This window comes from Bradyrhizobium sp. AZCC 1678 (assembly GCF_036924765.1).
GTDB lineage: Bacteria > Pseudomonadota > Alphaproteobacteria > Rhizobiales > Xanthobacteraceae > Bradyrhizobium > Bradyrhizobium algeriense.
The window spans coordinates 6,910,717-6,936,492 of the sequence record NZ_JAZHSE010000001.1; the positions used below are offsets into that span (position 1 = coordinate 6,910,717).

A 25,776-nucleotide genomic window follows, 5' to 3' on the forward strand; every position below is an offset into this window, starting at 1 on the left:
TTTGCGAGCGTTAGGATCAAAGGACCACTGGCAAACTATAGTGATCGCATTTGAAATATTGAGCTCGGGAAGCGAGATGCAATCATGAGCCGGACGATCTGGGTAGGCGCCGTCGCATATGACCAGAAGGTGGTTGGTATCTGGGAGGGCATGCGACGCTACTTTCACGAGGAAGCGGGCCTCGCCGTAGAGGTGGTACTGTTTCAAAGTTACGAGGCGCAGGTCGCTGCCCTCCTGGCCTCGCCGAGCGAACGGCTGCCGCGCATCGACATCGGATGGAATACGAACCTCGCCTATATCCAGGCCGATGCCTGGAGCGACCATCGCTGCCGACCGATCGCGATGCGCGATACGGATGTGGGCTGGATGACCAAGATCGTTGCGGTAACCGGGGGGCCGGTCGCCACGCTTGCCGATCTTAAGAGCCGCGCCCTCGCTCTCGGCAGCCGCGACAGCGGCCATGCGGCAATCCTCCCGGTTTATTTTCTGCACCGCGAGGGACTGGTGGAGGGGAGGGACTACCAAACGCTGCGCTTCAACACCGACCTTGGCAAGCACGGTGACACGGGTACAAGCGAGTCCGAAGTCGTTCGCGCGGTTCTCGACGGCCGTGCCGATGCCGGCGCAATCGGCAGCCCATTCTGGAACGCGGTGCGTACCGAGCGTCTGGTGCCGCAAGGTGCGCTGACCGAGATCTGGACCTCGCAGCCCTATAACCACTGCATGTTCACTGCTCGGTCCGATCTGGACCCCGCGTTGGAGCAGCAGTTTGCCAAAGCATTATTTGGGATGAGCTACGATAACCCGGCCCATCGTCCTGTGCTCGAAGCGGAAGGGTTGCGCCAATGGATAGCACCGCAGCTTGATGCGTATGCGCAGTTACGGGAAGCGTCGACGCAGCAAGGTTTCCTAACGCGGCCCTTGGCCTAACAGCCGAGCCAAAGCCCCGATCCGGCGTTGAGTGCGCTCCGTGCCTTTGTCAGGCGCAATTGAAGATCATCGCCAAACTGCGCTGATGCTCGGATTCGCGATCGAAGGCGCGGCGCACGGCTGCGAACGAGTCGGCGAGCGGGAAGATTTCACGGCTGACTAGCAGATCGTCATCCTCGGCTCCAACCGGGTGCCAAAACACGCCTTCCGCCGTAATCGTCATCTCGGGAACCAGATCCGCCCTTGCCAAAGCGATGCCCTGCGTGGCGGAGCCTCGCAGCGCAATCCGCCTGATCACCCGGTTCTCCTCGCTAATATGATGAGCGTCAAGGAAGCTGCGGAACTCATCGGCCTCTGCGTCAGTCGACACTGTAGCCGCCAAACGCACCCGGAATCCTTCAGCGCGGGCCCGTTCGATTCCCTTCCAGGCGCGTGCCCATGTCCCCTTTCCACGATGGCTGTCGTGGCGCTCCGGCGTGGGACTGTCGAGGCTAATCTGGAAGGTTACGCGCTCGCGCGGCAACGAGCGCAGCGTTGCGAGCCGACTCCCGGCAAACAGCATGCCGTTGGTGAGAACTGTCGTCGGCGCCGCCGCGGCGCACGCGGCAATGATCTCGCCAATATCCGGCAGCATGAATGGCTCGCCGCCGGTCACAAAGATTTCACCTACGCCGAGCTCCGCTGCCTCGGTGGCGATCTGTCGCACCCGCTCGATACCGAGAGCCCGCCGCGGAGCTTTGGGTGACGAGCGTACGCAACAATAGTCACAGCTCAGGTTGCAGTCGAAGTTGGTATAAAGCCACAGACGAGAGCCGACAAGCCGATCTTCTCCGACGTTCTCGGGAGCGTCTCCGTACCGGAGCACCCAACGCGTGCGACCTTTTTCGACGGCTGTGTCGACCAAACTGTTGCGGGTGAAACGACACCATGCCTCGAGTTCGGGACCGATGCTTGGATCGCCGCTGATCACGGCCACGAGATCGCCTTTACGGCTTCGGCGGAGCGCAGCTATCAAATCCGGCAAGAGGCCGGAGGCGAACGTCTTGGTGCCGGCGTCGAGCTCAACGTTTGCGTTCGTTCTCATGAAGAAGCCCATGGTCCTACAGACGTTCCGCGTGGAACGCACCAGTTTCGCACCAGAAACGATCCAACCAGACCGCAATGAACAGGATCAATCTCCGCCGAAAATCCAGGAAAATCAACGATCGCGTGCGATATCCTCGCGCTCATAACGGTCTGGTTGCAGGTTCGAGTCCTGCAGGGCCCACCAGCAAATCAATGGCTTTGTGCGGACACCGAAAGAGTGACTCGATTCCTCTATAAGACTGACTCGATTGCCGCCTTTAAGAGTGACTCGACTTCGTAATCCGCTGATTTGATTCGCCAAATCCGCCCGGATTTTTTCCGTACCGATTCTGAGCGCGAAAGAACCGAGGGGGTCTTTTTCGATCCTAGCGTCGCTTCGCGAGCTCCGGCTGGGCAAGCCCGTGCCACGAACTCCCAGCGAAGCGAACGAAGGCTGTCAAGCCGAAGCCCGCAGGGCGAAGGCGGACTGGATTCGGGGAAATGCGCTGCCGAGGGTTCGCCGCTTCCGCTTGATGGGATGTTTTGTGCGCTGAAGATCATCTAGCCGGCCTTCGTGACCAAGAAGGCGGTGGAGCTAAAGTGAGTTCGAAGTCATCGAATCACTTTTGGCCACGAGGAGGCGAAGATGATGTACAGCGGAATTGATCTGCATTCCAACAACAGCGTTGTCGCTGTTATCGACGATGGTGATCGGGTTGTTGCGCAGAAGCGCCTGCCCAACGACACCGGGAAGATCACGGGCTTTCTGGCCCGGTGGCAAGACGAATTGGCCGGCGTGGTGGTCGAGTCGACCTACAACTGGTATTGGCTGGTCGACGGATTGCAGGACGCCGGCCTCCACGTGCACCTCGCCAACACGGCGGCGATCAAGCAGTACGAAGGACTGAAGCACAGCGGCGACGAGACCGATGCGCAGCACCTTGCGCACCTGCTGCGACTGGGCATCCTGCCGACCGGTACGATCTTGCCGAGGGAGCACCGAGTAGTGCGTGACCTGGCGCGCAAGCGCATGCAGCTGGTGCAGTCATGCACGACACATGTCCTCGCGGTCGAGAACATCATGGCCCGGCAGTTCGGCGGGCGGATGACTAGCAATCAGATCAAGCGGCTGACCGACGACACGATCGACAGCCTGCCCCTGGCGGCGGATGTAGGCTTGGCAATCAAGGCCAACGTTGCTGTTATCGCGACACTGCAGTCACAGATCGAGCTTCTGGAGAAGCGCCTGCAAGAACGCGTCAAGCCGCGTCCGCAATATGCCTTGTTGACCACCGTGCCGGGCATCGGCCAGACGCTTGCCACGGTCATTGTTCTGGAAACCGGCCCGATCGATCGGTTCGCCGAGGTCGGCAACTTTGCGTCATACGCGCGCTGCGTCGACAGCGTGCACACCAGCAATTGCAAGAAGAAGGGCGAAGGCAACGTCAAGAACGGCAACAAATATCTCGCCTGGGCATTCGTCGAGGCGGCGAATTTTGCCAGGCGTTTTTGCCCCGAGGCCAAGCGTTTCCATGAGCGCAAAAAGGCCAAGACCAACAACATTGTTGCCACCAAGGCGTTGGCACACAAGCTGGCGCGCGCCTGCTACCACATCCTGAAGGAGGGCAAGCCGTTCGATGTAACGCGCTGCTTTGCCTGAAGGACGACGACGATCCGGAGAGCCACGTACGGTGACTGGGGCTGCAACCAGCTGCACTGAATTGGACGCCGGATCGCCGTCACCAGTTGCGGTGACAGCGGATCGCCCGCACCGTAAGCCATCCGGAGATTGGCGCCGGCCTGCCGGCAACCACAGTTCTGCGAAACTCTTTTGGATACGGGACGGTACCAACGTTCTTCTGGGGCGGCTATGCCGCCAGGGCGCAGGCCTCACTCGGGCCGATGCTTGATCCCGATGGGTGTCTGGCGCGATCCGCAATGCGGACGCAGCCATCAACCGAAGAAACGGGCGCGGTACGAGCACAGTAGCTGAAAGCGACCAATCAAAGATGTTGGCAGCTGCCGCTGCCAAAAAAAAATTGCTCTGCATCTTGACGACCGGCCGGCTAATGGGTGCATCTTGACGACCGGCCGGCTAATGGGTGCATCTTGACGACCGGCCGGCTAATGGGTGTCACCGTAATGCCGAAATGCGCGTCCGAAGCTGCCAGCGTGTTTGTACGCAAGACAGATCGATTCCCGCTGAGTGGCGCCGGCGACGTGAACACATACGCATTATTTGCGGAGCTATTTTCCCAACTGACAAGAGCGGGTGGGCGCGCGGGAATCATCGTGCGGACTGGTATCGCAACCGATAGTTCAACAAGCGTATTTTTCCGCGATCTTGTCGCCAATCGAAAGCTCTTCAGCCTCCATGATTTTCAATCCGGTGTCGGTTATTTTGGCAACATCGGTCACGCGCGATTCAAATTTTCTCTTTTGACCTTGGGGCAGGCAAATATCCGCCCACATGGTCGTTGCCACCGTGCGCGGCGATGAACATGGCGACGGCCGACCGGCAATAGGATTCGATTTCGTTGTCGTCCTCTGCTCTCGCCTCATCGAAGCGTGCGATAATCAGGAGATCGGATCCTTTGAAAAGCGCGGCAAACAAGCGGGCGGACCGGAGAGGATCGGGCACGTTCAGAAGCGCCTTCGCGTGCAACTGACGCAACAGGGCCTCGATTTGGGCGATGACATGGGCGGGGCCGGCTTCGTAATGGAGCTTGCTTAACGAGTTTTGATTCGTCTTGTCGGCCATTACCATGGCTTCGACACTGCGGACGTCTGATCTCAACAGCGTGCGAAGCAGTGATGATCCCACCGCCATGAGCTGATCTTCGACCGAACCGTCGACGCCTTCAAGAAGGGCCTGTGGTGCAAACAACTGATGGCAGCCGGCCGCGATGGCCGCGCTGAACAGCGCCTCCTTGTTCTCGAAGTGCCGATAGATGCTGAGCTTGGATATCTTCGCTCGCTGGGCGACCTTGTCCAATGTCGTCGCTTGAAAACCCAATTCCACAAAGAGTTCGCGCGCGGCGTCGACGATCGTTTGGCCAAGCGCCTCGTTGGCGGGCCGGCCGCGCCGACTCTGTCTGTTTTCGGTCACGAAAATTCCAGTACTTGACAGTATTCTAATTCTTGAATTACGATACCATGCAGTGTCTGAAATGTGCAAGCCAATGGGTAGGTTTCGACCTGTCCTCCAAACGGAGCCCATCATCATGGATGACGTCATCATCATCGGCGGCAGCTTTGCCGGTCTCGCCGGCGCCCTGCAGCTCGGCCGCGCGCGCCGCAAGGTCACCGTTCTCGATACCGGCCTGCCGCGCAATCGCTTCGCCGGTCACTCGCATGGTCTGCTCGGCCACGATCACAAGCCGCCGCTGGACATCCTGGCAGAGGCGCGCCAGCAGCTGGCGCGTTATCCCACGATCAGGCTGGTCAGTGCCCGGGCCGAAGGTGTCTCCGGCGCCATCGACGATTTCAACGTCCTCACTTCCGATGGCGATAGCTTCAGGGCGCGTCGTGTGATCCTGAGCTATGGCGTCGCCGACCAGATGCCTGATGTTCCGGGCTTTGCCGAAAGCTGGGGCACGTCCATCGTGCCCTGCCCCTATTGCGACGGCTTTGAAGTCGCCGGCCGGCATTGGGGCCTCGTCTGGTCCGGCCCGCAGTCGCACAATCAGGTCAGACTGTTCCTCGATTGGACCGACAAGTTGACTGTCTTTGCCGATGGTCACGACATTCCGCCTGATATCAAGGCCGATCTGGCGCGTCGCAACATACCTGTCGTCGATGGCCGGATCGTCGAGATCGCCCATCACAAGGGCCGTATCGCCACCGTCAATCTCGATACTGGCCGCACTATCGCGGTCGACATCCTGTTCGCCCATCCGCGCACCAAGCCGTCCGCAAGCCTGCATGAATCACTGGGTCTCGCCACGGTGGATACGCCCCTCGGCATCGCCCTCAAGGCCGACGAGCGCCGCGAAACCAGCATGCCCGGCACCTACGCCGCCGGCGACCTCGCCAACCCCCTCATGCCCTCGGTCACCACGGCATCATGGCAAGGCGCGATGGCGGGTATCTTCGCCCAGCAGTCGATGCTGGTTTGAGAGCACAGATTGGAGATGAGCATGGCCGTCGAACCGGACAGCGCGGGTGTGCGCTTCCCTCCGCCCTTCGTCTATCTGGGAGCGCTGCTGTTGGGGCTGGCGGCGGAGCGGTTCGTCACCCTGCGCTCTTTCGGCATCGACTGGCGGTTGCTGGTCGCGACGGGCGCGCTGCTGTTCGTTGCCGGCGCGGCGATGATGCTTGCAGCGGCGGGGCTGTTCCGGCGGCTGGGCACCAACGTTCCGCCGTCGCAGCCAACGACCCTCATCGCAACTACCGGCCCTTATCGGTGGACCCGCAATCCCATGTATCTCGGCATGGCGCTTATCTATGCCGGCCCTGCGATCGGTTTCGACGGGCCGATCGCCTTCGCCTTGCTCCCGTTGGTGCTGATCGCGATCCAGACGCAGGTGATCGCCCGCGAGGAGCGCTATCTCGAAGCGAAGTTCGGCGACGACTACCGCCGCTACAAGGCCGAGGTTCGCCGCTGGCTCTGACTATTCCGCCGCTGCCGCCTGCGTGGCCTTCTTATAACCAGCACCGGCTTCCTTGCCGCGAGCTATCACCGGGTTCGGCGACCGGGGGCGGGTGGCTCGCATCCTGACGGCGGCCGGCTTCACCGATATCGCTATCGCGCCCTTCGATGCTTCCGTCCCGTTTGGCGAGGGCGCGACGCGGGACGCGGCGATCGACGACGCGGTGAAGATGACGTTCGAGGTCGGCCCGCTGTCGCGCGCGCTCGCTGATCAGCCCGACGACATCCGCGCCCGGGCCTCGGCCGCGGTTCGTGCCGCCTTCGCGGGCCGCCCCCGCGAGCGGTCGGTGATGATCGACGGCGCGACGTGGATCGTCATGGCGCGCAATCCGGCAAGCTGACAGGGATTAGCAGGGGAGACGCCCCGCTCGGTGGAGGGGGGCGTCTTTGGCCGGTCAGCGGGACCAGATGAGGGCGTATTCGCCGGCGGTCTCGGTCTCGGAGAGTAGTGAGTTAGTTAGTTGGCCAATCGGTCAGGGTACGCAGAAGAGATGGGTGCTGACATGAGTCACCGGCTTATCGATGCCGCTCCCTCGAATGCGTCCGAGCTCTCCGCTTATGTGGAGAGTCTCCGCGAGGCATGGCCGTCGCCGGCTGGCGCTTCGAGCCACGCCGACGGCATTTGAGATGTCAGGCAAATCGGCGGGGAGACTGCATCATCGGGCCGACGATTGAGCGTCGGATTGTCCTGCGATCACGCACTTCCTCCCCTCCATTTGACGGCCATGGCAGCGGCCCCGGCACCTTATCAAACAATGTGAAAGTCCGACTGAGGCAAGCTGGTTAGAGTCACATTCTGCAGAACCACACTATTGTTGGCGTCGATCATCATCGGGATATTGCCATTGACTTTATAGACGACCGGTCGTATGTTGAATACGACCGGTCGTCTTGGCAAGCGCGTTCCGAAATGCCCTTGTAAGGAGAGCTGTATGAAGCTGATTGGCACCTATCTGTCGCCCTATGCGAGGCGGGTCGCAGCGGCCCTGATCTCTCGCGGTATGCCTTTCGAGCATGAGGCCGTGAACGGCTACCGAGAGTTCGAGATCGCCAGCCGGTATAATCCCGTGGCGAAGGTACCTTCGCTCGTGCTCGACGATGGCGAGGTCCTGATCGACAGCACGGCCATCCTCGACTACCTCAATGAACTGACGCCTTCGGCGCCGCTGATTCCCGCCGGGTCGAGAGCGCGCCGGACGACGCTCAAGCTCGCGGCCATTGATTACGGCGTCTATGAACAGGCCGCCAGCCTCTCGTTCCGCGGACGCGAGGTCCCTGAGACCGAGGCCAGGCGCTGGAAGGCGCAGATCCTCGGAGGCTTGCGCGCGCTCGACGAGGCCGCGCGCGACGGCGGACCGCTCAGGGCGACGCCAATGGACGCGGCAGCGATCACCGCCATCGTAGCGGTGGAATACCTCGCGCGGACGAATCCGGATTTGGACGCCCTTCCCGCAATCCCCGCCCTGGCCGCGCTTGCGGCCGAGTATCGCGACGCACCGCCCTTCGCGCTGACAAGGGCAACGGCTTGAGGCGCATGGAGGAAAGCATGACTGATCGGATTGCTCTTATCGCAGGTGTCGGCGGCGCCACCGGCGCCGCGCTCTCGCGGCGCTTCGCGCAGGGCGGGTATCGTGTGGCGATGATCGCCCGCAACGCCGAGCGGCTCGCGGAGCTCGAGGCCCAGATACCTGGTGCGCACCGCTATCCTTGCGACGTAGCCAACCTTAACCTGCTCGGCGAAATTGTCGAGCAAGTGCGGACCGAGCTAGGGGCACCCCATGTGCTCATCCATAACGCCGTGGCGGCGACATTCGCCAAGATCCTCGATGCATCGGTCGAGGATCTCGAGCGAAATTTTCAGGTGAACACTACTTCCCTGTTCTTTCTGGTGCAGAAGCTCGCGCCGGCGATGATCGACCGCGGCGAGGGAGCCATCATGGTCACCGGAAACACGTCGTCGTTCCGGGGCATCCCGCTGCGCCCGGCCTTCGCGCCGACCAAGGCCGCCCAGCGCATCCTCGCCCAGTCCCTCGCAAAGGATTTGGGCCCGAAGCGCGTGCATGTTGGATACATCACCATCGATGCCGCGATCGACGCGCCGTGGAGGAGGAACACCTCGCCGCTCCCGGATTGGCAAGATAAGCCGGGCGACTATTTCGCGCATCCCGATGCGATTGCCGACGAGGTTTACCACATCGCGCATCAACACCCCTCAACCTGGTCGTTCGATCACATCATCCGGCCTTTCGCTGAGAACTGGACCCTGAACTGACCATGCCGAAACCTAATCATAAGGAAGCACTCCTCGACGCGGGCCTCGCGGCGTTTCATCGCCGCGGCTATCACGCGACCGGTGTTCAGGAGATCGTCTCGTCGGCTGGTGTGCCGAAGGGCTCCTTCTACAGCCATTTCGAAAGCAAGGACGCCCTCGGCCTGGCAGCGCTCGCGCGCTACTGGGAGGACCGCGCCAAGGCGCGTGCCATGCTGCGGGACGCGAGCCTTCCCGGGCTAGAACGGATTGACCGATACTTCGCGGCGCTCGGCTATAGCGAAGACGGCTGCCTGATCGGCAACTTCACGGCCGAACTCGCGCAACTCGACGCCTTCCGCCAAGATTTGTCGCGCCTGTGGCGTCAGTGGACGGATGCGCTCTCCGAGTGCCTGGCGGATGGGCAGCGCGACGGCAGCGTGCGAACCGACCTGCCTGTCACCGAGCTCGCGCGCACGGTTCTGGCGCTTTGGGAAGGCGCTGTGCTTTCAGCAAAGGTCGAGCGCGGCCCCAAGCCGCTCAACACAGCGCGCCGCACGCTGCGGCGTTTGCTGGCACCGTGACGCATAGCCCACGCCCCGCACCAGTTTCGCACCAGAAACGACCTCGCCAAAATGCTGAGGGCAGCTGTTGCGGTGAGGCGAACGTCACACGTGAAGTCGAAATTGTCTCTACGCATCGAGCAGATAGCCGACTCCTTCGTAGCTCTCTGGCCAAACTCTATCTGACGCAGTCGTCCGGAGGTGTTTTCCCGGCAAAACGATCAGTCAGCCAGTTCACCGCCGCCATCGTGCTCGCTTGCGCGGCGCGTCCGTGGCCGATACCGGGCAGCATGACCATCCTGACCTTGCTGCCAGCCTTGCACAGCTTGTCCATGTAGGCCCGGGTAACCACCGGCTGGATGATCTGGTCGTTGGTTCCCTGCGCTAGAAAGATGGGGATCTCAGGGGAGAGCACGCCGGTGCTGTTCTGTTCGAGAAGCGAGCGCCAAGGTTCGGCCTTGGTCGGATCTTGCACCGTCAGGAAATATTGCTCGAGCGGCCGCCCTGTTCTCTGCCTGACGATCAAATCGAAAGGGCCTTCGATGCATTCTTGCGCGAGCCTGTCGATCGCCGCCATCGCGCGCGGATCGACCATGTTGTCGATGGCCGCTCCGTAGACCCGGTGCCACGACCATAAGGTCATCGCCGTGATGTTCTTGCCGCCGATCGAGTTGATATCGTCGCTCATCAGCTTCGCGAGGTCCGTTGCCGGCGCCGCCGCAGCGACGCCGAGAAGCCTCAGCTCAGGAGCGTACGCGCTTGCCAACATCCCGGCGAACAGCGCGGCTTGCCCGCCCTGCGAATGTCCCCACACCGTGAAGTCCTTTCCCTCGCCTGCGCGGAGAAGGGAGCGTGCCGCACGCACGATATCTAAGACGGCGCGACCTTCGCTCTCACCCACCAGATAAGGATGCGGGCCCGGCGTGCCGAGACCTGGATAATCGGTCGCCGCCACGACGAAGCCACGGGCGATCATCGAACGAAGGCCCTGGATCTGCTGAAACAGAAAAATGGCGAGCGACGGCGCGCAGCGCGGAACGATGCCCGAGGTAGGATGTGCCCAGGCAACGATCGGACGGCCGCCGGGCGGAGGCGCGCCTTGCGGAACAATGACGACGCCGGATACGAAGATGGGCCGGCCATTCAGCCCCGTCGAGCGATAGAGCACGCGATAGGTGGAGGCGCCGAGCGGCGCGCCGTCCATCGGCTCCTGCCGCACCAGGCTTCCCGGAGCACCGGCGAGCAATGATTCCGGCGCAGCATAAAATGCCGTCTGGGCCGGCGCTATTCGCGCCAAGCAAACGATAGCTGCGACCGCGACGAACGCCTTCGGCATCCATCTGCGCCGCCAGCGGCGAACGCGATTGGTGGTGAAGTATCGCATGGTCCAGCTCATGCGCTTACAGACCGTAAAGTATCTTCAGACCGCCGCTGGCACGAACGGCGATCGTGATGCCATCACCCAGCAACTGCAATTTTTCGAGGCTTGCCGAGTCGAGGCGGCCTTCCATGCGAAAGCCATCTTTCAGCGGACGCGTCAGGCGTTCGTTCGCCGCGTTGAGCAGGTTCTGGTAGGAGATGCCGTAGTCGAGATTCGCGACATTCTTCAATTGCGCCGCGAGGTGTTGCACGGCAGATCGAATTTGGTCGTCATCTGATGAAGTTGTCAGGCCGATTTCACCGAAGGTGAAGGTCTTTGCGTTGGTATCGACTTTTGGCGTGGCGGAGAGATAGGTCCATTGGCCCGCGCTGGAATCAGTGTCCGAGCTCTTTGCGAGGCGCAGGCCGATCACGAGTTTGCCCGAAGACGGATAAACCTGAATCTCGCGCACGGATATGTCCTGTGCCGGCGCGGCTGCGATCGCCTGGCCTATCTTGTCCTTAAGCGTCTCGTAGCTGATGCGGACGGGAAGAATGACATCAAAGGTACCCGGCTCGGCCACGGCGGTGCCGAGCGGCGGCAGGACTGTCACGGTGACAGCCGGCGGTTGCTGCCCGATCACGGTTTCGGCGGAGCCAGCAAGCTCAAGTGATCCCCACAATACCTTGGCATTGGCGTGGACTCCCGCGAAAGCCGCGCTCTGCGGCGTCAGCTGCAGCCAGACCGGCGGATTCTCCGCGAGTTTGATGGGTTCAAACGCGTGACGCCAGGCCGTCTCGGCCTTGCCGTGCAGGTCGAGTGCGCGCGCAGCCGCCAGCGCCCGCGACCGGATGCGGCCCAGCTGCGTCCGGATGTTGGGCTCGACATACGGCGCAAGGTCAAACTCGCGGCCGAGCACGTGAAGGTAGGGATGTTCGCTCCAGTGGAAGGAGTCGCTGATGTTCAGCTGGAGCGACCCGTCCCTGCGCAGCGCCGGGCGCGCTTCAACCTCGATCGTGGCGCGCGCCTCGGTCTCGCCGCGAATGCGCGCCGTGAAACGATTGGCTCCCTGGCCTTCGGCCGCGCCATAGATGGAGACGGCTCCGAAGACGCTGTCGCCCCGCCCATAGAGCGAGACGGGGCTGGTCCGGTCGACGTGACCCCAGACGTCGCAATTGGCGTTGACGCGGAAGATGAAAACACGACGATGAACGCAGTTGACGCGCTCGTCGATGGTGGCAAGCCGCTTTGGAATATCCCGCTCGATCGCCGCGGCCAGGGCCGGCAGCCCGAACTCGACCGTCGCAGAGATGCGCGAAGTCGTTACGAGCGGCGTTGCTGCATCCGGGCTCAACGCCGGCTTATCGGCGGCGAACGCGATCGACGGGAGCGCCCCAAGCGCGAGCGCGGCGAGGCGCGCTATGCCCATGCGTGATTTATTCACGATCGAATCGTATTCCGGCTGATATGTGCGCAATGGATGGATCATTTTACTACTCCAACAAAGGCTCATCGCGGAGCTTCAGGAAGAGCAGAACCACAGTTGGTACTGAGTGCGCTCGCGAGCAACTCCGTTAGGGCTGCACAAGCGGCGGAGGCTGCTTCTCGATCCGGCCCGGCAGAGCTGGCAAGCTCGAGCGATCCCGAGATCGAGCTACCGCCATTCTGTATCCGTTTTCGACAAGAGTTGGGCGGATCCGATCCACGAGCTGGTGAACCTCAAAGCCAACTTCACGGTGAACGCCTGACGTCTCGCAAGAAAAATCACAAATGACGCAAGTCGATGGCTTTCAGACCCTCCGCATTTCCGCACCAGTTTCGCACCAGAAAAATCGCACATCAGTTGTTATGGCAAAGCACGTACCTGCCCGATACGAGCTGCGATACCGCGCCAGTTTCGCACCAGAAACGACCTCACTGGTCCGCAACAAACGCTAGCCACATCAGATTAGATCAAGAATTGATCCTGCAACCAGCGTACGCCGGCGGCATTTTCGAAGGTTACGACAGGACCATCCGTAATGACGCGCCTGGGGAGGTTGATCCCCGGCTTGTTCCCCGCGGTGACCGCAGCGATACCGGCGAGGATGGCTCCGCCATGAATGAGACAGGACGGATTGCGCACGGTGGCAAACATGCGTCCTTCAAAGACGGCATCGAGGGCAGGCGGCATGGCGTCGATGCCGCCGATGAGGATGCTGGTGCGGCCGCGCGCCTTCATCACGTCGTAGGCCGCGAGCGCCATGTCGTCGCTGTGAAAGAAGGCCGCGTCAATTCGCGCGTGCTTGGCGAGGAGCGCTTCCCATAGCCGTGTCACCTTTGCGAGGTCCCAGTCGGCCGCCTGGGTGTCGAGCACCTCGATGCCGGGAAACCGTTTCACCACGGACTCAAAACCCCTGGCGCGTTCCTGCGCGGCGCTGTGGTCGAGCGGCCCCTGGGTCATGATGATCTTGCCCTGACCGTCGAGCTTGGCGACCAGCGCGCGGGTCACAGCCCGGCCCATGGTCTCGTTGTCGGCTCCCAGGTGACTGTAGATGCTGAGCTCGCTGGCGGGCGCGATCACGGTTTCCATCTCGATCACGGGGATGCTGGCGTCGATCATTTTCTGCACCGGCTCCATCAGCGTGCCGGTGCCAAGGGCCTGAATGGCAACGAAGTCCCACTTCTGCGACGCCATTCTGTCGATCGCCGCGCGTTGCTTGTTGGCGTCGAGTTCGCCATCGAACCAGGTCACATCGACGTTGCGCAGTTTGCCCCAATACTCAGCGGCGGCCTTGCCCTGAGCGCACCATGTCGATTGCAGTCCGCCATTGGAGAACGCAGCTTTCAGCGGCTTGTCCAGGCGAACAGCAGCCGCTTGTGCTCGCGCCTCGCCGAAAGCCAGGGCGCCAAACGTTGCTGTCGCTCCTCCAGCGGACACTCCAGCCAGAAAGTCACGCCTGCTGCTGTTCAACGTGTCGGTCATCCCTGCCTCCTGGGTCAACTCGTCCAGCGTCGATATCGCGCGGAAGTCTGGCAGTACAGGAATCGCGTTGCAAGCTGATCATATTAAATCAACTTGTAACTTGTCGGCCTGCTGCAGGCTGCCCAACGTCGGGAGTTCGCCAGAGTTCCGCACCGAGAGTGAAACTTCGGCTGCTATCCTAGGATGTGCTATCGTAGTAGCATTACCGACGAGCTCGATCGGCGAACCCCACGCGTCGAGATGGGGATAGCGCTGCGGCCAAAGAGCTGCGCTCTCCGGCTGCAATCGGGAAAGTAGGGCCATCGCCTGACCTGCCCGAAGCAAACCTCGTTCTCGAGCCGGAGGTGCACCGTACCCCGACGACATCGCAAGCGGTTGTCAGAATGACGGGAGACGAAGGTGGACAGCCTAGCAAAGAGCCAGGACTACAAAGGAATCGCGACGCCGATTGCCCGCGACCGTCGGGCGACACCGCAGATCGGCAGCGATGTCGGCTACCTGAGAGTGACGCGCGGTGTCCGGAATCTTCTCATCGCCGTCATCGCACTGGTGGTACTCCTCGTTCTCCTGTCGCTATTCGTGAAGATCGAGGAAGTCGCCCGGGCTCGCGGTGAATTCATTCCGGCAGCGCGCGTCCAGAATATCCAGACCGCCGAGGGCGGCCTGCTCGAGGCAATCCTCGTGCGCAATGACGATCGCGTTGCAAAGGATCAGGTCCTCGCCAAGTTCCGCGCCACCGACCTGTTACGAGATATCGATCTGACCGATGTGCGCATCGGCCGGCTCCAGATCGAGGCCGAGCGGCTCGACGCCTTTGCCAACGGACGGGACCCCGACCTGGAAAAGTACCGGGCCCAGCATCCGCAGATGGTCGATGAAGCCCTCGCGCTTCACAAGCAGCAGGTGCTGCGGTTGCAACGTGACCTCGAACAGAAGGATCATACCATCAGCGAGGTAAAGACCGCGATTGCATCCGCGGAACAAAAGATCCCGGCGGCGAGAGCGAGCCTCAAGTCCACCCAGGAACTGCTCGAGCGCACGCGCGAAGGCGTGCGCCTCGAGGTGATCGCGCGCAATCGCCTGGCCGGGGTCGAGGAACAGGCGGCACAATCCGAGCGGACCTATGTCGAGCTCGTATCGTCGCTCGACGAGCTCAAGTCACGCATCAGGAGCATCGAGGCCGAGCAGGCCTCGATGACGGCCAAGGCGGCGAGCGATGCGCGCAATGAGCGCGCCGACCGCATTGCGCAGTTGAACGAGGCCAATGTCACGCTCGCAGCGCTCCGCACCCGCTCGCAAGGCATCGAGGTTACGGCACCTGTCAATGGCATCGTGCACAAGGTGTCGGAGACGCCGGTCGGAACGGTGATACCGGCCGGCGGAACGGTATGCGAGATCGTGCCGACCGATGGCGGCGTGCTGATGCAGTCACGGGTCACGCCGCGCGATATCGGTTTCGTGCATGTCGGTCAGAAGGCGCTCGTGAAAGCCGACGCTTTCGAATACGGCCGCTTTGGCGCGATCGAGGGCAAGGTGGCCCGCATCTCGCCCTCGAGCGAGAAGACGCCACAAGGGCAGGAACCGTTTTTCGTGGCGGAGATAGAACTCGACCGCGATCATGTCGGCGTTGACCGGGCCCATGTCGTGACTCCGGGGATGACCGGCGAGGTGAGCATCCTCACCGGCGACAAGACGATCTTCCAGTATCTGCTGAAGCCAATCTACGTCACTTTGGATTCGGCCCTGCGCGAACGGTGAAGGAGCGTAGGATGGCAAAGTCAGGCCAGCCCAGGGACAAGACAAGGTCTGCCGTCCCCTCCAGTCGCAAATCCGGCACGGAGTCGGACAGCAAGCTGAGCAAGGCCATCGATAGGCCCATCGGTGCACCCGACAAAGCGCGCGAGGAAGCGCCGATCGGTTGGGACTTCGGCCCGGATGGCCACCAGCCGCCGATCATCCCCGTCCCCGATGAAGGCGCGCCGGCGGACGCGGCTCCTCCTTCTGGGACAGACCAGTCGAGCGCCCGTCAAGGCGACGAAAATCTGCCGGACGGGACCGGCGGTGCTGCACCTGTTGCGTCCGATGCCGGCTCGGCAGCCATAGCCGGCGTCGATGACGTTGCGGGAGAGGACGGCCGCATCTCAGGGTCGGCGCTGCATGCCCGGGGGAGCGGTTCGCTCGATGCCGCAGCGCCCGTGCTGCGGCCAGTCGATCCTGGCGGCGATTCACGGCCGGCGCCCGCACCACCGGCAGGTGGCGGCGGCGGGGGCTCCAGCGGTGATGATCGTGGCCAGCCGGAGGAAAGCTACCCGGGTCAGCAGGAGGACGACACTCCCGGCACCGTTAGCCCGAACGCGCCGCCCATCGTCAGCGGCGGGCACGAGAGCGAGGTTACTGAAGACACGATTCTCACCTCCAGCGGCCAGCTCATCGCGACCGATGAGGCGCCAGGTTCCATCAGCTGGAGCGTGCAAGGCGGCACCGGCGCCTATGGCAGTCTGACCATCGATGCGGACGGACGCTGGACCTATACCATGGACAACGACAGCCCCGCTGTGCAGGGGCTGAAAGCCAGCGACACCGTACAGGAGATCTACACGGTGCGCGTCGCGGATAGCGCTGGTGAAGTCGTCGACCAGCAAATCACCATTACGATCAAGGGAACCAACGATCTGCCTGTGATCAGCGGCACCCACACGGGCGAGGTTACAGAAGACACAGCCCTCGAAGCCGGTGGCACGCTGACGACCACCGATGTCGACGTCGGCGACACCGCGACCTGGTCTATGGTCGGCGATAGCGACGGCACCTATGGCGCGCTCACCCTCAATCCCGACGGCTCCTGGTCCTATGCGCTCGACAACGATGCGGCACAGGGTCTGAAGGCCGGCGAGACCGTGCAGGAAATCTTCACGGTCAAGGCGACGGACTCTGAAGGCGCTTCGGTCACGCAACAGGTGACGGTGACGGTCACCGGCACCAACGATGTCCCGGTGATCTCCGGTACGGCCACCGGCACGGTCGCCGAGGACGGCACCTTGGCCGCGCAGGGTGCGCTGACGGCGGGCGACGCCGATGTCGGCGATACCGCGACGTGGTCCGTGGTCGGCGACAGCGACAGTACCTATGGCGCACTGACGCTCAATTCCGATGGCTCCTGGTCCTATGCGCTCGACAACGATGCGGCACAGGGTCTGAAGGCCGGCGAGACCGTGCAGGAAATCTTCACGGTCAAGGCAACGGACTCTGAAGGCGCTTCGGTCACGCAACAGGTGACGGTGACGGTCACCGGCACCAACGATGTCCCGGTGATCTCCGGTACGGCCACCGGCACGGTCGCCGAGGACGGCACCTTGGCCGCGCAGGGTGCGCTGACGGCGGGCGACGCCGATGTCGGCGATACCGCGACGTGGTCCGTGGTCGGCGACAGCGACAGTACCTATGGCGCACTGACGCTCAATTCCGATGGCTCCTGGTCCTATGCGCTCGACAACGATGCGGCACAGGGTTTGAAGGCCGGCGAGACCGTGCAGGAAATCTTCACGGTCAAGGCGGCGGACTCTGAAGGCGCTGCGGTTACGCAACAGGTGACGGTGACGGTGACCGGCACCAACGATGTGCCGGTGATCTCCGGTACGGCCACCGGCACCGTGGCTGAGGACGGCACGCTGACGGCGCAGGGTACGCTCACAACGAGCGACGCCGATGTCGGCGATACCGCGACTTGGTCCGTGGTCGGCGATAGCGACGGCACCTATGGTGCGCTCACCCTCAATCCCGACGGCTTCTGGTCCTACGCGCTGGACAACGATGCGGCGCAGGGTTTGAAGGCCGGCGAGACCGTGCAGGAGATCTTTACGGTCAAGGCCACCGACTCCGCCGGCGCCGAGGTCACGCAGCAGGTGACGGTGACGGTGACCGGCACCAACGATGTGCCCGTGATCTCCGGCACCGCCACCGGCGCGGTCGTCGAGGACGGCACGCTGACGGCACAGGGTACGCTCACAACGAGCGACGCCGACATCGGCGATACAGCGACATGGAACGTGGTCGGCAACGACACCGGCCAGTACGGTGAGCTCACGCTCAACTCCGACGGCTCGTGGTCCTATGCGCTCGACAATGATGCCGCCCAGGGCCTGAAGGCCGGCGAGACCGTGCAGGAGATCTTCACGGTCAAGGCGACGGATTCCGAAGGCGCTTCGGTCACGCAACAGGTGACGGTGACGGTCACCGGCACCAACGATGTCCCGGTGATCTCCGGTACGGCCACCGGCACCGTGGCCGAGGACGGCACCTTGACGGCGCAGGGCGCGCTCACAACGAGTGACGCCGATATCGGCGACACCGCGACTTGGTCCGTGGTCGGCAACGACGCGGATCAATACGGCGAGCTGACGCTCAATGCCGATGGCTCGTGGTCGTACGCGCTCGACAACGATGCCGCGCAGGGCTTGAAGGCCGGCGAGACCGTGCAGGAGATCTTCGCGGTCAAGGCGACGGATTCCGCCGGCGCCGAGGTCACGCAGCAGATCACCGTCACGGTCACCGGCACCAACGACGTCCCGGTGATCTCAGGGACCACCACCGGCGCAGTCGCCGAGGACGGCACGCTGACGGCACAGGGCGCGCTGACGACCACTGATACCGATGTCGGCGATACTGCAACCTGGAGCGTGGTCGGCAACGACACCGGCCAGTACGGCGAGTTGACACTCAACACCGATGGCTCGTGGTCCTATGCGCTCGACAACGATGCAGCGCAGGGCCTGAAGGCCGGCGAGACCGTGCAGGAGATCTTCACCGTCAAGGCGATGGACTCGGCTGGCGCCTCGGTCACTCAGCAGGTGACCGTCACGGTCACCGGCACCAACGACGTCCCCGTGATCTCCGGCACGGAGACGGGCTTAGTGGCCGAAGATGGCACGCTGACGGCGCAAGGATCGCTGACTTCCTCGGATGCGGACATCGGCGACAGGGCGACGTGGTCGCTGGTCGGCGACGACACGGGCCAGTACGGCTCGCTGACGCTCAACCCCGATGGCAGCTGGTCCTACGCGCTCGACAATGACGCGGCCAATGTGCAGGGGCTTGCGAACGGCGACACTGCGCAAGACATCTTCACCGTCCAGGTGACCGACTCGTCTGGGGCGACTGTGACGCAGCAGGTGACGATCACGGTCACCGGCACCAACGACGCACCGTTGATTTCGGGGACAGGGACAGGGACGGTCGAAGAGGACGGCGACAGAACCGCCAAGGGGGTCCTTACCGCCACGGACAACGAGGGCGGACGCCTCACCTGGCAACTCGTCGGTGACGGCGACAGCCAGTACGGCAGCCTCAGCCTCGACTCCCGCGGCAATGACGCTGGTTGGCATTATGTGCTCGATAACAAGGCCGCCCAGGGCCTGAGGGAAGGCGAGACCGTCCAAGAGATATTTACGGTGCGGGTAACCGACGCTTCCGGCGCCAGCACCGACCACACGGTGACGGTTACAATCGTAGGCACCAACGACGTGCCCGTGATCTCCGGCACCACCACCGGTGCGGTGAGAGAGGACGGCACGCTGACCGCGCAGGGGACGCTCACCTCCTCCGATGCCGACATCGGCGATACGGCGACGTGGTCGCTGGTCAGCGACGAGACGGGCCACTATGGCGAGCTGACGCTCAATGCCGATGGCTCCTGGTCTTACGCGCTGGACAATGATGCGGCGCAGGGGTTGAAGGCCGGTCAGAGCGTGCAAGAGATCTTTACGGTCAAGGCGACGGACTCCGCCGGCGCCGAGGTCACGCAACAGGTCACGGTGACGGTGACCGGCACCAACGATGTGCCGGTGATCTCGGGTACCACTACCGGCGCAGTCGGCGAGGACGGCACGCTGACGGCACAGGGCGCGCTAACGGCGAGTGACGCCGATGTCGGCGATACCGCGACATGGTCGGTAGTCGGCGATAGCGACAGTACCTATGGTGCACTGACGCTCAATCCCGACGGCAGCTGGTCCTACGCGCTGGACAACGATGCGGCACAAGGCCTGAAGGCCGGCGAGACCGTGCAGGAGATCTTCACGGTCAAGGCCACCGACTCCGCCGGCGCCGAAGTTACCCAACAGGTCACCATCACGGTGACCGGCACCAACGATGTGCCGGTGATCTCGGGTGCCACCACCGGCGCAGTCGGCGAGGACGGCACGCTGACGGCACAGGGCGCGCTGACGACCACTGACGCCGATGTCGGCGATACCGCGACCTGGAGCGTGGTCGGTAACGACACCGGCCAGTACGGCGATTTGACACTCAACACCGATGGCTCGTGGTCCTATGCGCTCGACAATGATGCGGCGCAGGGGCTGAAGGCCGGCGAGACCGTGCAGGAGATCTTCACCGTCAAGGCGACGGACTCAGAAGGTGCTTCGGTCACTCAGCAGGTGACGGTGACAGTCACCGGCACCAACGACGTGCCCGTCATCTCCGGCTCCGCCACCAGCGCGGTCGCCGAGGACGGTACGCTGACGGCGCAGGGTGCGCTCACAACCACTGACGCCGATGTCGGCGATACCGCGACCTGGAGCGTGGTCGGCAACGACACCGGCCAGTACGGCGAGCTCACACTCAATGCCGATGGCTCGTGGTCCTATGCGCTCGACAACGATGCAGCGCAAGGTTTGAAGGCCGGCAAGACCGCGCACGAGATCTTTACGGTCAAGGCCACCGACTCCGCCGGCGCCGAGGTTACCCAACAGGTAACGGTGACGGTGACCGGCACCAACGATGTGCCCGTGATCTCCGGCACCGCCACCAGCACGGTCGCCGAGGACGGCACGCTGACGGCGCAGGGCGCGCTGACGGCGAGTGACGCCGACGTCGGCGACACCGTGACCTGGAGCGTGGTGAACGATGGTCGCGGCACTTATGGCGATATCACGGTCGACCAGGATGGTCACTGGAGCTACGTGCTGGACAACGACTCCGCGCAGGGATTGCGAGATGGCCAGAACGCTCAGGAGATCTTCACGGTCAAGGTGACCGACAGCTCGGGCGCGACCAGCGAGCATCAGGTGACGGTGACTGTAGCCGGCACCAACGACGCGCCGGTGATCTCCGGCAGCTTCACCGGCGAGGTGACCGAGGACCAGGACCTGACCGCGAGCGGCAGACTTTCGGTCACCGATCCGGATATCGGCGATACCGCAACGTGGAGCATCGGGGACGAGGGTCAAGGCACCTACGGACACCTGACGCTGGATCAGGATGGCCACTGGAGCTACGTGCTGGACAAAGACTCCGCACAGGGATTGCACGATGGCCAGAACGCGCAGGATGTCTTCACCGTCAAGGTAACCGACAGCGACGGCGCCGTCTCCGAGCATCAGATTACCATGACGGTGACGGGCACCAACGACGCGCCGGTAATCTCCGGCGCATTCACAGGCGAGACGCAGGAGGACGTGACGCTGGTGACGAGCGGCGATCTCGTCGCGAAGGACGTCGATGTCGGCGACACTGTAACCTGGTCGGTGGATGGATCGGCGACGTCGGACTACGGCTCGCTTACCGTCGACCCCGAGAGCGGCCACTGGGTCTATACCCTGAACAACGATGCCGCCCAGTCGCTGCAGCCAGGACAGGTTGTCCACGACAGCTTCACTGTTCAGGCAACGGACCAGTCCGGCGCGACGACAACGCAGGTCGTGACGGTCAACGTGACCGGCACCGCTGACGAGCCTCCTCCTCCGGTTGATGCGGGGGGAGACATCACGCTGGTCAATGTCAACGACTGGTACAATCCGGCCTGGGGCGGCGGCTATAACGCGACTTTCGAGCTTACCCTGACCGACGACATGCTGCAGGGCGGCAGCCTCGAGGCATGGATTCTGCAGGTCGTCGTCAACAATCCGAACGCGGTCATCTCGGGCGGCTGGCTCAACGGCTTCGATGGCACGGTCTCCTTCGACCCCGCCACGGGCAAGTTCAGCAACGTAGGCCAGGGTTATCAGCCCGAGTTGCATGCGGGCGATACCATCCAGTTCACCATCGAGGTGCAGGGCACCGGTTACAACAGGGATGATATCTCGTTCTCGTTCCAGGACGCCGATCTTGCGCCCACAGCAACGGCGAAATTCAGCGCCGTCGTCGCGGCAACAGCGCCGGATATCGATACATCTTCGGATGCCGCAGCATCGGCCGCGAATGCCGCGGCGACCGCAGTCGCACTGGATCACGACGCGTCGCCATCGACGGACAGCACACACGCGACGACAGCGCAAACCAGCGATCAGGCTCCATCCGATCATCTGGCAGACACGACGACAGCCGGCACCAGCGATGCATCCGGGCCTGCCACCCATCCAGCCGACCAGACGGTCGCGGCCACGGATGGACAAGAGGCCACTGCCCCGGCGTCGAGCGATGCAACAGGGACCGCGGCCGCCGCGCAGCCGGCAGCCGAGCCGCCGGCCCCATCGGACGCGCAGCAGCCAAGCGCTGCGCCTGGAGAGGATATCGCTCATGTGGAGCCGACTGTTGCTGCGAACGCCGGCGATGCGCCTGCGACGGATGCAACTCATACCGACAGCGGCGCCGCAGCAGTCGGCGGTGACCAGCATGATGCGACTGCATCTGCGGATACCAGTTCGCAAGCAGACACGGTTGCGTCGTCAGGCGCGAGCGAGCCTGGCCAGCAGCCGAGCGCACAGGATGCTGCTCAGCAGGCGGCGTTACCATCGGATGCCCTGTCATCGGCACCTGATTCCGGCAGACCTGCAGCGAGTGGCGATGCAGCCTCCGCGCCGGCTGCGCATGACAGCGTCAGCGAAGTTGCGCCTCCGGTCGATGCAGGCGGACACATCACGCTGGTGAGCGTCAACGACTGGTACAATCCGAGCTGGGGCGGCGGTTATAACGCGACCTTCCAGCTCACCCTGACGGACGACATGTTGCAGGGCGGCAGCCTCGAGGGATGGAGCCTGCAGATCGGCGTCAACAACCCGAACGCGGCCGTCTCGACTGGCTGGCTTGATGGCTTCAATGGCACGGTCTCCTTCGATCCCACGACAGGCACGTTCAGCAACGCCGGACAGGATTACCAGCCCGAGCTGCATGCAGGCGACACCATCCAGTTCTCCATCCAGGTGCAGAACGCTAGCTTCGACAGGAACGACCTCTCGTTCTCGTTCCAGGACCTCGATCCCGTGCCCGCATCGACGACTGCGAGTACCGGCACAGGCGTCGCAGCAACAGCGCCAGATGCCGGTACATCTTCAGATGCCGCCGATGTGCAAACGGCGTTCGTGCCGGCGGAGGTTGGCGCCGGCGAACAAGTCGCGCACGATTCCCCTCATACAGGCAGTGCTGCAGGCGACGCTCAACCGCAGCCGGCCACCGTTGTGACGGAAGAGGCTGCGGCACATGCCGGTGCCGCTGCTGCTGCAAGCGATGGTCAGGGCGCCGATCAGAGCCAGACGACAGCAGATGCGCAAACCGGTCATGCATCGGTAGCCGATGCGGGCGCGGCCGATCGCGATACTTCGGTCACGAGTGTCGGCGATGAGCATCAGGCGGTGGCCGGAAGCGGTGCCGCGGACGTGACGACACGGGCCGAGTCGGATGTAGGGGCGAGCGCCGATCAGGGCCATGGCCATGAGGACATGGGACTGCATCTTGGTCAGGACCCGGCCAGCCACGACGATCACGGCGACGGAGGACTGTACCTTGGACAGGATCATGACGACCATGGCGACAGGGGACTCCATCTTGGCGAGGACCCGGCGGCCCACGATGACCACGGGGACATCGGACTGCACATCGGACAGGATCATGACCCGCTGGGCGGCGCAGCACAGGCGGGCGTAGGTCCCGTCACTCCGGATCAAGCAGCCACGACCCCTTCGACGGCAGGCGCCTATCTGGATTTCGTCGAGTCGCCGAGCATCGATCACGCGTCAATGGCACAAGCGGCCGACCAGCAATCGGCGGCGGGCGCCGCCGATTATCTCCACATGGTCACGGGAGCCGATCAGGGAGCGCACGAACCGCCGCCGCCCGATCATCTCTTTGCCGACGCCCAGATCGACCACAGCCACGACTCCGGGGCCGGCCTTCACGACTCGCACGCGGACGCCGTCCACGATGATGCGAGCCTCGCCGCCGCGGCTACGCCCCCGGAGCCGATGCCCGCGGAGCAGGATCAGGGCCATGGCGGGCACTAGCGTCACGGCCGGCGGTTCGAACCTTCGGGCACGCCAGGCGGTGGAGCATCCTTATTCGGCGCGCCGTCCGGATCGAGCCCGATTTATGAACGACATCGACATCTTGATCGGTGATCTCCAGCGTGTCGACGGGCAGATTGCGGTCGTTGTCATCGATGCTGCTACACCAGACCAGTACGACGAACTCACACGTACCCTGGGAACGGCCGCCGCCGATTTGTTCGGCGATGCCATGGCCGCCTCGATCAGCGCGTGCTTGCCGACAAGGGCCCGGCTCTACAGTTTCTCGGCCGCGCGGTTCGGCGTCCTGCAAGTCGACAAGCCCGGCCGCATCGAGGCGTTCCTTGACAGGCTCGCGTACGGCATGCGGGGCTGGGAGACGATCGGGCCGACTATTCCGGCGGCGACCTCGCTGGTCGGACGGTTCCGGAGCCTTGAAATCCTATCCGACCTCCACCCGGTTTCGTCCGTTTTCCTTTGCCTGGTACAGAGCCTCGTCCGCGCGCTTCATGATCGCGTCCAGATCATTCTCTCCATCGGCCCGCGTCGCTACGCCGATACTGACTGTGAAGGGAATGGCATGACCGATGCTCCAGTCATGCTCGAAATCCTGCTTTTCGAATGTCGTTCTCAGCTTCTCTGCAGTCGCGCGCGCGTGCTCGGCGTCCAACCCCGTCAGCGCCGCCACGAATTCCTCCCCGCCCCATCTGGCGAACACATCCATCTTGCGGCTGGCCGCCATCCCGATCTTGGACAGAACGCGAAGCACCTCATCGCCCGCGTCGTGGCCATATGTATCGTTGACCTTCTTGAAGTAGTCGATGTCAAGCATCAGCACCGCCAGCTGCTCGTCCGATTCCAGAACTTTCTCCATGATCTCGAGGAATTCCCTGCGGTTTGGAAGGCCGGTCAATTCGTCCGTCACGGCCTGCTTCTGAAGCAGGTCCATCAGTCGGACACGGTCCGTGATATCCCTGATGACGGCCGTGAATTCCAGCAATCCGCCAACGTTGATCTTGGATATCGCGATTTCGACCGGCAGTAGCGTTCCATCACGATGCTGCCCCCAAATCCGATTGCGCTCGTCCATTTGCCGCGAATTGACGGGCGAACGGGAAAACTGGTGGATGTAGGCGGAATGATGTGAGCGAAACTTCTCGGGCAGGAGGTTTACGAGGGGATGGCCGATCACCTCGGATGCGTCATATCCGAACAGATTCTCCGCGGCCCGATTAAACAGGGTAATGTTGTGCTCCTGATCGACCGTTATGATCGCATCGTAGGCCGCATCCACGACGGACCGAAAGCGCGACGTACTCACCTCCAGCTCGTGCGTGAGGATCATTTTCGGCGTGATGTCGAGACCGGTGACAAGAATCTCGAGCACGCTGGAATTCCCCCCCGCGTGCCGGAACGGCTTGAGCGAAAGACGCCACCAGCGCGTTCCTCCCTTGAAGTCGTAGGCCTGCTCCAGTTCCTGGGCGATCCCGGTGTTGAAGCACTCCAAAAGCTTCTTGCGGAACTCGTGCCGCGCATAGCTCGGCATCTGCGCGTCGAGCAGCACGGACGAACCGCGGAGCCCGCCACGCCGCCCGCCGGTCATGTCGAAGAAGCTGTCGTTACAGGCGGAGACGATCAGCTCACCTCCCTGACCACGCCCCACGATCGCAACACTGGCCGCGATTCCATCAACGAATTGCTGGAGTGGATTGGACTTGTCCGCCATGTGAACCTCGCTTCCGAGCCCCGAATGAACGTCGCATCCCCCGCCATCAACAGA

Annotated in this window: 15 protein-coding genes and 1 pseudogene; 10 read left to right on the top strand and 6 right to left on the bottom strand. The window is 63.0% G+C overall.

Going from position 1 to position 25,776, the window contains the following annotated elements; genetic code table 11:
• Positions 1-84: 84 nt before the first annotated feature.
• Positions 85-930 (top strand): phosphate/phosphite/phosphonate ABC transporter substrate-binding protein, encoded by an 846-nt coding sequence (locus tag V1294_RS33135; protein ID WP_334503131.1) that lies wholly within the window; start codon positions 85-87, stop codon positions 928-930.
• 49 nt (positions 931-979) lie between these two features.
• Here the strand turns inward: V1294_RS33135 and V1294_RS33140 are convergent, their stop codons facing one another.
• Positions 980-2,026: an Rv1681 family radical SAM protein gene (locus V1294_RS33140; protein WP_334503133.1), complete on the bottom strand. Its 1,047-nt coding sequence runs from the start codon at positions 2,024-2,026 to the stop codon at positions 980-982.
• A gap of 618 nt (positions 2,027-2,644) precedes the next feature.
• Between V1294_RS33140 and V1294_RS33145 the strand changes: the two genes are divergently transcribed.
• Positions 2,645-3,655, top strand: coding sequence for an IS110 family transposase (locus V1294_RS33145; protein ID WP_334503135.1), 1,011 nt, complete (start codon positions 2,645-2,647; stop codon positions 3,653-3,655).
• A gap of 765 nt (positions 3,656-4,420) precedes the next feature.
• Here V1294_RS33145 and V1294_RS33150 read toward each other — a convergent pair.
• Entirely contained in the window at positions 4,421-5,104 is a 684-nt protein-coding gene (locus tag V1294_RS33150; protein WP_334503137.1) for a TetR/AcrR family transcriptional regulator, read from the bottom strand.
• Positions 5,105-5,219: 115 nt separating this feature from the next.
• On the opposite strand from V1294_RS33150, the gene V1294_RS33155 reads away from it, so the two are divergent.
• The 6 genes and pseudogenes from V1294_RS33155 (at position 5,220) to V1294_RS33180 (ending at position 9,478) form a co-directional block, all read left to right on the top strand.
• A complete protein-coding gene (locus V1294_RS33155) occupies positions 5,220-6,113 on the top strand; it encodes an NAD(P)/FAD-dependent oxidoreductase (RefSeq protein WP_334503139.1) in 894 nt (297 codons plus the stop codon).
• A gap of 21 nt (positions 6,114-6,134) precedes the next feature.
• Positions 6,135-6,608, top strand: coding sequence for a methyltransferase family protein (locus V1294_RS33160; RefSeq protein ID WP_334503142.1), 474 nt, complete (start codon positions 6,135-6,137; stop codon positions 6,606-6,608).
• Positions 6,609-6,681: 73 nt separating this feature from the next.
• A pseudogene (locus tag V1294_RS33165) lies at positions 6,682-6,987 on the top strand (SAM-dependent methyltransferase); the annotation flags it as partial.
• A 591-nt stretch (positions 6,988-7,578) separates the two neighbouring features.
• Positions 7,579-8,175, top strand: a complete 597-nt coding sequence (locus V1294_RS33170; protein ID WP_334503145.1) for a glutathione S-transferase N-terminal domain-containing protein — start codon at positions 7,579-7,581, stop codon at positions 8,173-8,175.
• 5 nt (positions 8,176-8,180) lie between these two features.
• Positions 8,181-8,918: an SDR family NAD(P)-dependent oxidoreductase gene (locus V1294_RS33175; RefSeq protein WP_334503147.1), complete on the top strand. Its 738-nt coding sequence runs from the start codon at positions 8,181-8,183 to the stop codon at positions 8,916-8,918.
• Between the two features lie 2 nt (positions 8,919-8,920).
• Positions 8,921-9,478 carry a TetR/AcrR family transcriptional regulator gene (locus V1294_RS33180; RefSeq protein WP_334484799.1) on the top strand — a complete coding sequence of 186 codons (558 nt, stop codon included), beginning with the start codon at positions 8,921-8,923 and terminating at the stop codon, positions 9,476-9,478.
• Positions 9,479-9,635: 157 nt separating this feature from the next.
• On the opposite strand, the gene V1294_RS33185 is transcribed toward V1294_RS33180, so the two are convergent.
• The 3 genes from V1294_RS33185 to V1294_RS33195 form a co-directional block, all read right to left on the bottom strand.
• Complete coding sequence (locus V1294_RS33185) at positions 9,636-10,661, bottom strand: alpha/beta fold hydrolase (protein ID WP_334484801.1); 1,026 nt, start codon at positions 10,659-10,661, stop codon at positions 9,636-9,638.
• Between the two features lie 196 nt (positions 10,662-10,857).
• Entirely contained in the window at positions 10,858-12,306 is a 1,449-nt protein-coding gene (locus V1294_RS33190) for a DUF4403 family protein (protein WP_334503150.1), read from the bottom strand.
• 459 nt (positions 12,307-12,765) lie between these two features.
• A complete protein-coding gene (locus V1294_RS33195; RefSeq protein WP_334503152.1) occupies positions 12,766-13,782 on the bottom strand; it encodes a sugar ABC transporter substrate-binding protein in 1,017 nt (338 codons plus the stop codon).
• A gap of 399 nt (positions 13,783-14,181) precedes the next feature.
• On the opposite strand from V1294_RS33195, the gene V1294_RS33200 reads away from it, so the two are divergent.
• Positions 14,182-15,540 (top strand): HlyD family type I secretion periplasmic adaptor subunit, encoded by a 1,359-nt coding sequence (locus V1294_RS33200; RefSeq protein WP_334503154.1) that lies wholly within the window; start codon positions 14,182-14,184, stop codon positions 15,538-15,540.
• Between the two features lie 11 nt (positions 15,541-15,551).
• Positions 15,552-23,996: a VCBS domain-containing protein gene (locus tag V1294_RS33205; RefSeq protein WP_334503156.1), complete on the top strand. Its 8,445-nt coding sequence runs from the start codon at positions 15,552-15,554 to the stop codon at positions 23,994-23,996.
• A gap of 442 nt (positions 23,997-24,438) precedes the next feature.
• Here V1294_RS33205 and V1294_RS33210 read toward each other — a convergent pair whose 3' ends face one another.
• Positions 24,439-25,722 (bottom strand): sensor domain-containing diguanylate cyclase, encoded by a 1,284-nt coding sequence (locus V1294_RS33210; protein WP_334503159.1) that lies wholly within the window; start codon positions 25,720-25,722, stop codon positions 24,439-24,441.
• Positions 25,723-25,776 lie beyond the last annotated feature (54 nt).